Below are 11700 nucleotides of genomic sequence, written 5' to 3' on the forward strand. Positions count from 1 at the left end.
GCGGCTACATCATGAAATTGATGCGGAACACGTTGCCTTCGGGGTCGAGCAGCACCGACTGGTACCAGTTGTAGTAAGTGACGTAGGGTGCCTTCACCAGCGTGGCGCCGGCCTCCAGGGCAACGGGCACCATGCGGTCGACGTCGGCCTGGCTGTCGACGTCGATGTTCAGCAGGAACTTGACGCCGCGCGTGTCGGAGTACTCGCTCAGGTGCAGCAGCTCGTAGGCGTCGAGCGCGTTGAAGCCGAGGCTCGACTTGCCGGTGTCCAGGCCGCGGAAGATGGGGGAGCGGATGGCTTCTATCTCTGTGAAGCCGAACACGCGCTGGTAGAAGCCGCTGAGCGCGACCACGTCTTTGGCGAAGACGTTGACGTAGGAGAGGTGGGCCATGTCTGTGCTTTTTTGATGTGGTGTTTTTCAGGGCGCGTGCACAGGCCGTCGGGTACTCCCCTCCGCGAATGTCTCCCGGCCTGCGGCCTCCTCCTTTATTTCGCTGCGGGGAGTACCCGACGCCCTGCGCACAGGGCACGCTGCTGGTACTCGGCTGATCAACAACTGCTCTGCGTAACGCTCACGACGGCGGGGTGCCTTGCGCAGCGAAATAAAGGAGGAGGCCGCAGGCCGGGGGACATTCGCGGAGCAAGGTACCCCGTCGGCGTGAGCGCGTCCCGAAGAACAGCGGTAAGTCATCTCAAGCCACCACCTTGGTCCCACCAAAGGTCGTCTGCTTGACGAACTTCGACGTCAGGTGGTCTCCGGAGGAAATGGGTGCGTACTTGGCGACCTCGCCGGGCGCGAGGCAGCTCGGCAGGCACTCGACCATCGCGTCGTAGTTCGGCTGGTGGAAGAACACCAGCGACTGGCGGCGGTTGGTGCTCGCCACCTCGAACGGCGGGTTGATCACGCGGTGCAGCGTGGACACCCACTGGTCGTTGGTCCACTGCATCATCAGGTCGGCAATGTTGACGACCAGGCCGCCCTCGACCTGCGGCACGTCGACCCACTGGCCTGCCTTGTTGAACACCTGCAGGCCCTTGTCGTCGGGCAGCACGATGGTGAGGCTGCCGTAGTCGCTGTGCGCGCCCGCGCGCAACTGGCCCGGCAGCGGCTGCTCGCGCTGCGGTGGATAGCTCAGCACGCGGAACATGCTGATGTGCTCGTCGATCTTGTCGTCGAAGAAGGTCTCGGGCAGGGAGAGGCCGAGCGCGAAGATGCGCATCAGCGAGCGCGAGAGATCGCTCATGGCCTCGAAGTAGCCTTCGTAGGCTTCGCGGAAACCGTCGATGGGCGGCCAGCTGTTGGGCTCGAAGTGCGGGCCGGCGGCGGGGCCGCGGTGATAGTCGTCGTCGGGCACGTTCGACGGGCCGATGGAGAACGACTCCTTCAGGTCGCCGGGCGCTGCCTCTTCCAGGCTGTAGGAGAGCCCCTCTTCGCCGACCGCGCTGTAGCCGCGCACCGCGTCTTCGCGCGGCCGGTCGACCTTGCGCTTCTCGGCCAGCGGCATGTCGAAGAACTGGCGCGAGAGCGACGACACGCGCTCTATCAGCTCGGGCGCGATGCCGTGGTTGGTGATGACGAGAAAGCCGATGCTTCGGCAGGCTTCGTCGACTTTTCTCGCAACCGCCGACTTGCCTTCGGCGGTGCCGTCGAAGTAGGGCGCGAGATCGATGATGGGAACGGACAGCAGGGTCATGGCGGCTTCCTCATTCGGTCGGTCATGCAGTCGTGCATGCGTTGGCATGCCTTTCGCCATGCAACGTCTGTGCCAGTTGGACCAAATGGACAAATCGCATTCGCCGCGTCAGCATGGTGCGCAACACTGCGTTGTGCCGCCGGTCGTGACGCAAGGCGATGCACCGTGGCCTTACAGTGGTGCGCCGTTTGAAAACCGATGAACGTGAAGAGAAGAGCGAGGGAAGATGCCGAAGACCAAGGCGCTGGCCGCAGCCAGCAGCAGTACCGACAAACCGGCGCGCAAGCGTGCCAAGCCGGCCGTGCGCAGTGCGTCGGCCGTGAACCGGCGGCTGCGCCAGATCGAGGACAAGCGCAGCGCGATCCTCGGCGCGGCGCTGGGGCTGTTCTCGCGCTTCGGCCTGCACGGCACGTCGATCGACCAAGTGGCGGCGCGTGCCGATGTGTCGAAGAGCAACCTGCTCTATTACTTCGCGAACAAGGAAGAGCTCTACGTCAACGTGCTGCGCGATCTGCTCGCGCTGTGGCTCGAACCTCTGCGCGGCTTCAGCGCCGAGCAGGACCCGGCCGAGGCCATCGGCGGGTACATACGCCGCAAGCTGGTGGTGTCGCGCGACCGGCCCGATGCATCGCGGCTGTTCTGCCTTGAAATGATCCAGGGCGCGCCGCTGCTGCGCGACGAACTGGACCGCGAGCTGCGCTCGCTGGTGGAGAAGAAATCGGAAGTGATCCGCGCCTGGGTCGAGTCCGGCAAGCTGGCGCCGATCGATCCGCACCACCTGATCTTCGCGCTGTGGGCGGTGACGCAGCACTACGCGGATTTCGGCGTGCAGGTGCAGGCGCTGACGGGGCACACGCTGGAAGATGCGGCGTTCTTCGAGGAGACGGTGGAGAACGTTCAGCGCATCGTGCTGCAGGGCATCGCGCCGCGCTGACTCTTGCCTTGCTCCCTCCCCTTCCGGGGAGGAAGCAATTCAGTGCTGCGGCGGCGCCGCGATCTCGTGATAGCGCCGGTCGAAGTAGATCAAGCCCTGCGCCGCGCCGCCGATCGCGATCGCCACGGCCTCGCAGAACAGCACGTCGTGCGTGCCCGCGCTCGTCGCGTGCACCACGCGGCAGTCGAAGGACACGGCCGCATCGTCGAGCATCGGCGAGCCGGTGGTCTTGCGGCTCCAGCGGCCGGCGGCGAAGCGCTCGTCCATCGGCGTCTTGCCGCCGAACAACGCGGACAGCGACTGGTGGCCCGCTGCCAGCACGTTCACGCACAGCACGCCGTTGGCCTTGAACGCCGGGTACACGGAAGCGGACCGGTTCAGGCACACCAGCAGCGTCGGCGGCTCGTCGGTCACGCTGCACACGGCCGATGCGGTGAAGCCGGCGCGGCCCGCCGGGCCGTCGGTGGTGATGATGTTCACCGCCGCGCCCAGCCGCGCCATCGCGTTGCGGTAGTCGGCCTTCTGCAAGCCCGCAGGCAAGCCGGCGGGGTTCGATGACGAAGGGGCGTGGGAGGCCATGGCGTTCAACATGGAGAGTGACTCCTTCAGGCCAGCACGCAGGCTTCGTCGAAGGGCAGCCGCGGCAGGCGGCCGAACACCTTCGACGCATCGCCGTGGCCGAGGTTGATGAGGAAATTGACGGTCCAGTCGGTGCCCTCGAAAAAGGCCGCGTCGACCTTCGCCTTGTCGAAGCCCGACATCGGGCCGGCGTCCAGGCCCACCGCGCGCGCGGCCAGCAGCAGATAGCCGGCCTGCAGGCTCGCGTTGCGGAAGGCGGTCTCGTGGGCGGCCTCGGGGCTGCCGGTGAACCAGCTGCGCGCGTCGGCATGCGGGAACAGCGTGGGCAGCTTGTCGTAGAACTTGCGGTCCCATGCGGCAATGACGGTGACCGGCGCGCTCATGGTCTTGTCGAGGTTGCCCTTGGAGAGCGCGGGCGCCAGGCGCTGCTTGCCTTCGGGCGTGCGCACGAACACGAAGCGCGCGGGCGAGCAGTTGGCCGAGGTCGGGCCCAGGCTCGCGGGCGAATAGATCTGCCGCAGTTGCGCGTCGGTGACGGGCTCGTCGGTCCAGCCGTTGTGGCTGCGTGCGCCGGTGAACAGCAGCGACAGCGCTGCGTCGTCGAGTGTGGATGCAAGAGTGGTCATGCTGGAACTGCGGGTGCGGTGACCCGCGAAAGAAAGTCGAGCAGGCTGCGGTTGAAGGCTTCGGCCTCGGTCACGCTGTGGGCGTGGCCGCCGTGCGGCATGAAGTCGAGCGTGACGTCGCGCAGGCCATCGGCCAGGCGCTGGGAGCAGGTCCAGGGCACGAGTGCGTCGTCCTTGGCCGCAGCCACCAATGCGGGCGCGGCGATGTCGCCCAGGCGTGCGTCGATGTCGAAGGCGCGCAGGGCGGCGATGCGCGCGCGCATGTTGGCCTCGCCGGGAAAATGGGCGAAGGCGTGATCGACTTCGGCGGCCACGCGCTGCGCGTGCTCGGCGGCCCAGGCTGCGGGGTAGAGGAAGATCGGCTGCGCTTCCACGTAGGCGCGCGCACCGCATGCGCCGAGCAGCGCGAGCCGTGCATCGAAGCAGCGCGCCGAATGCGGGTTGGGCTTCGACCATGCGTTGACGAGCACGAGGCTCGCAATGCGCGCGGGTGCATCCAGCGCGAGCTGCAGGCCCACGAGGCCGCCGAGCGCATGGCCCGCGAAGTGGCACCGCGAAGTGTTCGTGGCGTCGAGGATTTCCAGCACGTCCTGCGCCATGTCCTCGATGGCATAGGCAGCGGGCAGCGCGCCGGGGCTGCGGCCCGTGCCGCGCTGGTCGTAGGCGACGACGCGGTGCCCGGCGTCGACCAGCGCGCCGAGCTGCGGCTGCCAGAAACCGGCCGAGCCGCCGAGGCCGGACGACAGCAGCACAGTGGAGGGCGCCTCGGACGGCCCGTGCACCTCGTAGTGCAGCGAAGGCATGCGGCGCCTCAGCCCTTGTTGCCGATGTGCGCGATCGAGGCGATCTCGATCAGTGCATCGGGCTTCACCAGGCCGCACTGGATGCAGTAGCGCGCGGGCTTGGTGCCGGGAAAGAACTCGGCGTACACCGCGTTGATCTTCGCGTAGTCGGCCCAGTCCTTGAGCATGATCTGGTTGAAGGTCACGTCGTCCATGGTGCCGCCGGCGGCCTCGACCACGCCCTTGATGATGGTGAGCACATGCCGGGCCTGCGCACTCGCGTCGCCGACGTGCACCACGTTGTTGTCCTTGTCGAAGGGCAGCGTGCCCGACACGTAGAGCACGCCGTCGGCGAGCGTGCCGGGAACATAGGGGGCGAGCGGCACGCCGGTGCCGGGAGGGATGATGGCTTGCTTGGGCATTGGGGAACTCCTCGATGAAGGTGAATCAGGCGACGGCCGCTTCGGCCGACGCGGGTTGGGAAACGGCTTGCGGCGCGGCAAAGGTGGCGCAGAACTGGTCCACCGTGGAGACCCATCCGAAGAAGGTCTCGACGTTGTAGACCGATGCCTTCTGGATGGCCGGGCCGCCGAGCTCGTGCGTGGCGTCTTCCAGCATCACCGCGAAGTACTCGAGGTGGAAGGCGTCGCGCAGCGTCGACTCCACGCACACGTTGGTCGCGATGCCGGTGAAGGCCAGGTGCCGGATGCCGCGCGCGCGCAGCGTGCTGTCGAGCGTGCTGTTGAAGAAGCCGCTGTAGCGCGTCTTGGGAACCACGATGTCGCCGGCCTGCGGCTTCATCTGGTCGATGAGTTCGTAGTCCCAGCCGCCCTTGGCGAGGAACTTGCCCTGCAGCTCGGGCCTGGCGCGCATGGTCTTGAGCGCGTTCGACTTGTGCCAGTTGGGCGAGCCGGGCCCGCCGGCTTCCACGTAGTCGGCGTCCCAGCCGTTCTGCAGGAACACGACCAGCATGCCCGCCGCGCGCGCTGCGGCAATGGCGCGCACGATGTTGGCGATGGTGCCCTGCGCGCCGGAGATGTCGAAGCCGGCCGAGTCGACATACCCGCCAATGGATGCATAGGCGTTCTGCATGTCGACGACGATCAGCGCCGAATCGCTGGCGTGCATCGCAAGCGGCTCGGGGCGTGCCGGCAGCACCAGCGGTGCGGGTGCGCCGGGCGGGCGCGGCGCGCCGACGGGCGTGGTCGAGGTGAGGGTGGTGTTGCGTGCGGGTGCGCTCACGTGGGTGCTCCTGTTCAGGCCGCGAGGCGCTGGGGCTCGACCTGCGACGGCACGGGGCTCTGCACGTGCGCGCGGCTCTTCATGAGCGGCTGGATGCGCTCGCCGAAGGCTTCCACGCCCTGCACGAAGTCGTCGAAGGTCAGCAGCACGCCTTCGGTGCCGGGCACCTCGGCCACTTCGTCGAGCATGCGCGCGACGCTTGCGTAGGAGCCCACCAGCGTGCCCATGTTGATGTTCACGGCCGAGGTCGGGTCGGCCATCTGACGCACGTTGGTGTCGGCGCCCGACTTGGTGTCGGCCGCGCCCTGCTGGCCCAGCCATGCAATGGCTACGTGGTCGGCGCCGGCCTTGTAGTGCTCCCACTTGGCGCGCGCGGCCTCGTCGGTCTCGTCTGCGATCACCATCATCAGCACGTAGGTGGTGACGTGGCGGCCGGTCTTGGCGGTGGCCTCGATGAGCTTCTGGGCCGCGGGCGCGAAGGCCTTGGGCGTGTTCACGCCCTTGCCGAAGCAGAAGTTGTAGTCGGCGTACCTGGCGGAGAACTCCATGCCCGCGTCGCTCTGGCCGGCGCAGATCACCTTCATGTCGGCCTGCGGTTGCGGGCTCATGCGGCAGTCGTCCATCTTGAAGTGCTCGCCCTTGAAGTCCGACCGGCCGGTGCCCCACAGGTCGCGCAGCACCTGGATGTATTCGCTGAGGTACTGGTAGCGCGTGCCAAAGAACTGGTCGCCGGGCCACATGCCCATCTGCGAGTACTCGGGGCGCTGCCAGCCGGTGACGAGGTTCAGGCCGAAGCGGCCGTTGGAGATGGAGTCGATGGTCGACGACATGCGCGCGACGATGGCCGGCGGCATGACCAGCGATGCGGCCGTGGCAAACAGCTTGATCTTGCTGGTGACGGCCGCGAGGCCGGCCATGAGCGTGAACGACTCCAGGTTGTGGTCCCAGAACTCCGTCTTGCCGCCGAAGCCGCGCAGCTTGATCATGGACAGCGCGAAGTCCACGCCGTAGCGCTCGGCCTTCAGCGTGATCTGCTTGTTGAGCTCGAAGCTGGGCTTGTACTGGGGCGCGTTTTCGGAAAGCAGCCAGCCGTTGTTGCCGATGGGAATGAAGATGCCGACGTTCATGGAAGGACTCCTGTTGCGTGATTGCGCAGCTCCTTGCATGCGGCGTGCCAGTTTGAAAATTTGTTTTAAATCAATGGCTTAGTGGTATTTTCAGGTTTGTGTTTGACCATTTGGTCCAAAACGGAGCAGGCGATTCGCCAGGATTGCGGCACCGCGGTGCGGACCGTGCCAAAGCGGTGCAGTGCCCCCGTCACCGACTGCGCGGCAGAATCACGCCATGCCCAAGACTCCACTCCGCGCCGCCGCGGCCATCGGCGGCACTGCCGACGACGTCGAAGCGGCCTTCTACGAAGCGCTGCAACGCGGCGACATCGATGCACTGATGGCCTGCTGGGCCGACGAGGACGAGGTGTTCTGCGTGCACCCCGGCGGTCCGCGGCTGGTGGGCGCGGTCGCGATCCGCGCGGCCTTCGAGCAGATGTTCGGCAACGGCGCGATCCACGCCACGCCCGCGCGGGTGCGCAAGATCGAATCGCTCGCCAGCGCGGTGCACAACGTGCTGGAGCGCATCGAGGTGCTCACGGCCGAGGGCCCGCGCCACGCTTTCGTGCTGGCCACCAACGTCTATCACAAGACCGCGCAGGGCTGGCGCCTGGTGGCGCACCATGCGAGCCCCGGCAGCGCGCGCGAACCCGACGACGCCAACGATCCGCCCCAGACCCTGCATTGATCGATGCCGTCCTTCGTTCCTTCCGCTCCCCCGTCATCTGCTTCGGACCCTTCCCCCTCGACGGCCATGGGCTACATGGCGCCGCGCTGGCTGCCCGGCGGCAACCTGCAGACGATCTGGCCCGCGCTCTATGCACGCCGCTTCGACGGGCCGGCGCCGGTCTACCGGCGCGAGCGCTGGCAGACGCCCGACGGCGACTTCATCGACGTCGACTTCGTCGATGCGCCCCGGCAGCCGGCGCCGCTGCTGGTGCTGTTCCACGGCCTGGAGGGTTCATCGCGCAGCCATTACGCCGAAGCCTTCGCCGCATTCGCCGCATCGCAGGGCATGGCCTTCGCGGTGCCGCATTTCCGGGGCTGCAGCGGCGAGCTGAACCTGGCGCCGCGCGCCTATCACTCGGGCGACTTCGAGGAGATCGGCTGGATCCTCTCGCGCATGCGCGAGAACCATGCGCGCAAGGGCGGCGGTCCGGTGCTGGCCGCGGGCGTGTCGCTCGGCGGCAATGCGCTGATGCGATGGGCCTCTGAGGCCGGTGAAACGGCTGCCGGCGTGGTGAACGCGGTGGCCTCGGTGTGTGCGCCGCTCGACCTGGCGGCGGGCGGCGAGGCCATCGGCAGGGGCTTCAACAAGCTGGTCTACACGCGCATGTTCCTCGCGACCATGAAGCCCAAGGCCATGGCCAAGCTGGCGCAGTTCCCTGGCCTGTTCGACCGCGACCGCCTGCTGGCCGCGCGCGACCTCTATACCTTCGACGACATCTTCACCGCGCCCCTGCACGGCTTTCGCGATGCCGACGACTACTGGGCCCGGGGCTCGGCCAAGCCGCACCTGGCATCCATCCGCGTGCCCGCGCTGGTGGTGAACGCGCGCAACGACCCTTTCATTCCCGCCAGCAGCCTGCCGCTGCCCGGCGAGGTGGGTGCGCACGTCACGCTGTGGCAGCCCGCGCATGGCGGCCACGTGGGCTTTCCCATGGGGCTGCCGCCGGGGCACGTGCGCGGCATGCCGGAGCGCGTAGGCGGCTGGCTGGCCCGCCACGCCTGACGGCGAGCACAATAGCTTCATGGATGACATCGTCAAACAGGCACTCGCCAAATGGCCCAACGTGCCGCACTGCTACGGCTGGCTCGGTCTGGACGCGCGCGGCAACTGGTACATGCGCGACGACCGCACGCAGGCCGAAGGCCCCTTTCCAGCAGCGAAGGGATCGATGCTCAGGCACGACAAGCTGATCGAGTTCATTCACCGCAACTACGAGCACGACGACGAAGGCCAGTGGTTCTTCCAGAACGGGCCGCAGCGCGTGTACGTGGAACTGGAGGCGGCGCCCCTGGTGTGGCGCGTGGCCGAGCAGGGCGACGGCTTCACCGTCACCGCGCACAACGGGCAGCCCGCCGAGGTGACCGGCTGCCTGCTCGACGAGGATGGCAGGCTCTACCTGTCGTGTTCGGCCGGGCTGGGGCTGGTGCACACGCAGGACGTCGGCATTGCGGCGGAGGCCATCGAACGCGGGCTCTGGACGCCGGAGGAAGTGCGTGCCGCACAACTGCCCGGCCGCTTCGGGCACGTGCTGAGCCCGGCGCAACACCACGCCGAAGCCGCTGCTGCAGCAGAGGCCACCCGCCCATGAAAAAAGCCGGCGCTGGGCCGGCTTCGTTTTTGAGACTAGGGTAAACGCCTAGTTGGCAGCGGGGGCGCCTGCCGCGGGAGCAGGGGCTGCTGCCGCCGCAGGGGCCGCGGGTGCGGCCGCAGCGCCGGCTGCAGCAGCTGCGGGAGCCGCTCCAGCAGCGCCTTCGGCAGCGGGTGCATCGGCGGAGGCGGCCGGAGCCGGGCGATCCGGCACCGGGAACTTGGCGCCGCCGGCGTTGGCCATGTAGACCACGGCACGGCCCACTTCGAGGTCCTCGAAGTCGCCGCCGCCCTGGGCAGGCATGGCGCCCTTGCCCTTCAGGGCGTGTTCGAGAAGCGTGGCGTAGCCCTGTCCGATGCGCGGGCCCCAGGCTGCGGCGTCCTGGAAGTGCGGCGCGCCAGGGATGCCGGGCGAGCCGTGGCAGGTGGCGCACTGGGCCTTGAAGACGGTCTCGCCGGTGGCCAGCGGACGGTTGGCGTCGCGGATCTCGATGGCGCCGACCTTCTTGAGGCGCTCGGCCACTTCGCGGTCGCGCGCTTCCTTGGTCACGCCGTAGAGGGACATGTTGTCGCCCTGCGCGGTGCCCGAGGGCTTGTCGCCCGAGACCACATAGGAAACAAGACCCACGATGATCAGGATCGGGGCGATGAAGGAGAAAAATACCGCGAGAAGCAGCTGCTTCGGGTTCTTGATCGGCCCGGTGTGGGCTTCTTCTGTGGCCTGGTAATGCGGGTCTGCGCTCATTGGCGTCCTCAATATCGGGGGCTCGTCGGGGGGCTTTTCCTAACCAACCGGCGATTATAGAGAGACCCCTTGCCCAAGCGGGCAAGGGACCTACCCTTAGCGGACGCCAAAGTTTCTCAACGCATCAGCCGTTGTTGCCGTCGCGCGTGGCCCAGCCGCCACCCAGCGTCTTGTACAGCGTGACCTGGTTCTGCAACTGCAGCAGCTGCGTGGTCACGGCCGACTGCTGTGCCGAGAACAGCGAGCGCTGCGCGTCGAGGAGGTCGAGCGCGCTGGCGATGCCGTTGCGGTAGCGCAGGTCGGACAGCTTGAAGCGCACCGCCTCCGCGTCGGCCTGCGCACGCAGCGCGCGCACCTGTTCGCCCAGCGTGGCGCGGCCCGCGAGCGCATCGGCCACTTCGCGGAACGCCGTCTGGATCGACTTCTCGTATTGCGCCACCGCGATCTCGCGCCCGGCCTTGGCCGACTCGAGCGTCGCGCGGTTGCTGCCCGCGTTGAAGATCGGCAGCGTCACCGTCGGCGCGAACGACCAGGCCTTGGAGCCGCGGTCGAACAGGCCCGAGAACTCGGTGCTCGCGGTGCCGATGGAGCTGGTCAGCGACACGCGCGGGAAGAAGTTCGCGCGCGCCGCGCCGATGTTGGCGTTGGCCGCTATCAGCTGCTGCTCCGCCGCGCGGATGTCCGGGCGCTCGGCCAGCAGGTCGGAGGGCAGGCCGGCAGGCACGTCGGGCATCGGCTTGATGCCGGCGAGGCCCTTGGCGCCGCCCGCCGTGGCTTCGGCGGGCACCGGCGCGCCCAGCAGCAGGGCGAGGGCGTTCTCGTCCTCCGCGCGGGTGCGCAGTTGCTGCGCATAGGCGGCGCGCGCGCTTTCGAGCTGGCCGTTCGACGCCTGGAAGTCGAGCTCGGAAGACACGCCGTTGTCGAAGCGCAGCTTCGTGAGGCGCACCGACTCTTCGCGCGTGACCAGCGTCTGGCGCGTGATCTCGAGCAGCTCGTCGTCGGCCAGCAGCGTGAGCCAGCCGTTCGCGACCGACGCGATCAGGCTGATCTGCACCGCCTTGCGCGTTTCGTCGGTGGCCAGGTACTGCGCCAGGGCTTGGTCCTTCAGCGCGCGGATGCGGCCGAAGAAGTCGAGCTCCCAGGCCGTGAAGCCGAAGTTGACGCTGTACTGCGAGGCCACGCTGCCCGCGCCGGGCTCGATGCCCTGGTACGGGTTGGGGCCCGAGCGCGAGCCCGAACCCGTCAGGCCCAGCGCCGGGAACAGCGCCGAGCGCTGGATCTGGAACTGCGCGCGCGCCTGCTCGATGTTGAGCACCGACACCCGCAGGTCGCGGTTGTTCGACAGCGCCGTCTGGATCAGGCCCGCCAGGCGCGGGTCGGTGAAGAAGTCCTGCCAGGCCAGGTTGGCCGCGGCCTGTCCGGGCGGCTGCGCCGGGTCGCCCGGGAAGGTGGTCGGCACCGGCGCGGCGGGGCGCTCGTAGGTCGGGATCAGCGAGCAGCCGGCCAGGAGCATTGCCGCTGCCAAGGCTGTTGGAATGAATTTCGTCATTGTCATAGCGACTCCATGGCCGTTCGCGCTGCATGCACGGCGCGGCCTGTTCGGGAAACACCGCGGAACCGGCTCTGCCAGGCCGCTGGTGTTGCCCCCTGCAAGGGGGTGGGCGTAGCGACA

General features: G+C 68.0%; 14 protein-coding genes. 4 read left to right on the top strand and 10 right to left on the bottom strand.

Annotated elements, in window-relative coordinates; all coding sequences use genetic code 11:
* Positions 1-4: 4 nt before the first annotated feature.
* The gene (locus tag C4F17_RS21730; RefSeq protein WP_081266073.1) at positions 5-391 is read right to left on the bottom strand and encodes a VOC family protein; all 387 of its coding nucleotides are present in this window, start codon (positions 389-391) and stop codon (positions 5-7) included.
* Between the two features lie 301 nt (positions 392-692).
* Positions 693-1694 (bottom strand): isopenicillin N synthase family dioxygenase, encoded by a 1002-nt coding sequence (locus C4F17_RS21735; RefSeq protein ID WP_106936621.1) that lies wholly within the window; start codon positions 1692-1694, stop codon positions 693-695.
* A 226-nt stretch (positions 1695-1920) separates the two neighbouring features.
* On the opposite strand from C4F17_RS21735, the gene rutR reads away from it, so the two are divergent.
* Entirely contained in the window at positions 1921-2628 is a 708-nt protein-coding gene (gene rutR / locus C4F17_RS21740) for an HTH-type transcriptional regulator RutR (RefSeq protein WP_106936622.1), read from the top strand.
* A gap of 39 nt (positions 2629-2667) precedes the next feature.
* Here the strand turns inward: rutR and rutF are convergent, their stop codons facing one another.
* The 6 genes from rutF to rutA are packed head-to-tail and all read right to left on the bottom strand — an operon-like array spanning position 2668 to position 6984.
* Positions 2668-3219, bottom strand: coding sequence for an NADH-dependent FMN reductase RutF (gene rutF, locus C4F17_RS21745; protein ID WP_081266070.1), 552 nt, complete (start codon positions 3217-3219; stop codon positions 2668-2670).
* Positions 3220-3233: 14 nt separating this feature from the next.
* Positions 3234-3833 carry a malonic semialdehyde reductase gene (locus C4F17_RS21750; protein WP_106936623.1) on the bottom strand — a complete coding sequence of 200 codons (600 nt, stop codon included), beginning with the start codon at positions 3831-3833 and terminating at the stop codon, positions 3234-3236.
* Positions 3830-4636 (bottom strand): pyrimidine utilization protein D, encoded by an 807-nt coding sequence (rutD, locus tag C4F17_RS21755; protein ID WP_106936624.1) that lies wholly within the window; start codon positions 4634-4636, stop codon positions 3830-3832. Before rutD ends, C4F17_RS21750 begins: the two co-directional genes overlap by 4 nt.
* Before the next feature lie 8 nt (positions 4637-4644).
* Complete coding sequence (gene rutC, locus C4F17_RS21760; RefSeq protein WP_081266067.1) at positions 4645-5037, bottom strand: pyrimidine utilization protein C; 393 nt, start codon at positions 5035-5037, stop codon at positions 4645-4647.
* A gap of 25 nt (positions 5038-5062) precedes the next feature.
* Complete coding sequence (gene rutB, locus C4F17_RS21765) at positions 5063-5857, bottom strand: pyrimidine utilization protein B (protein WP_199851878.1); 795 nt, start codon at positions 5855-5857, stop codon at positions 5063-5065.
* A gap of 14 nt (positions 5858-5871) precedes the next feature.
* On the bottom strand, positions 5872-6984 hold the full coding sequence (rutA, locus tag C4F17_RS21770) for a pyrimidine utilization protein A (protein ID WP_106936625.1): 1113 nt from the start codon (positions 6982-6984) through the stop codon (positions 5872-5874).
* A 217-nt stretch (positions 6985-7201) separates the two neighbouring features.
* Here rutA and C4F17_RS21775 point away from each other — a divergent pair, with 217 nt between their 5' ends.
* From C4F17_RS21775 to C4F17_RS21785, 3 genes are all read left to right on the top strand, one after another.
* On the top strand, positions 7202-7654 hold the full coding sequence (locus tag C4F17_RS21775) for a YybH family protein (RefSeq protein WP_081266065.1): 453 nt from the start codon (positions 7202-7204) through the stop codon (positions 7652-7654).
* A gap of 66 nt (positions 7655-7720) precedes the next feature.
* Positions 7721-8698 carry a YheT family hydrolase gene (locus tag C4F17_RS21780; RefSeq protein WP_106936626.1) on the top strand — a complete coding sequence of 326 codons (978 nt, stop codon included), beginning with the start codon at positions 7721-7723 and terminating at the stop codon, positions 8696-8698.
* A 19-nt stretch (positions 8699-8717) separates the two neighbouring features.
* Complete coding sequence (locus C4F17_RS21785) at positions 8718-9284, top strand: DUF2946 family protein (protein ID WP_106936627.1); 567 nt, start codon at positions 8718-8720, stop codon at positions 9282-9284.
* A gap of 48 nt (positions 9285-9332) precedes the next feature.
* Here C4F17_RS21785 and C4F17_RS21790 read toward each other — a convergent pair whose 3' ends face one another.
* Together C4F17_RS21790 and C4F17_RS21795 are read right to left on the bottom strand one after the other, a co-directional pair.
* A complete protein-coding gene (locus tag C4F17_RS21790) occupies positions 9333-10028 on the bottom strand; it encodes a c-type cytochrome (RefSeq protein ID WP_106936628.1) in 696 nt (231 codons plus the stop codon).
* A gap of 124 nt (positions 10029-10152) precedes the next feature.
* On the bottom strand, positions 10153-11577 hold the full coding sequence (locus tag C4F17_RS21795) for an efflux transporter outer membrane subunit (protein ID WP_081266061.1): 1425 nt from the start codon (positions 11575-11577) through the stop codon (positions 10153-10155).
* Positions 11578-11700: the final 123 nt, after the last annotated feature.

The sequence above is a fragment of the Variovorax sp. PMC12 genome, assembly GCF_003019815.1.
GTDB lineage: Bacteria > Pseudomonadota > Gammaproteobacteria > Burkholderiales > Burkholderiaceae_C > Variovorax.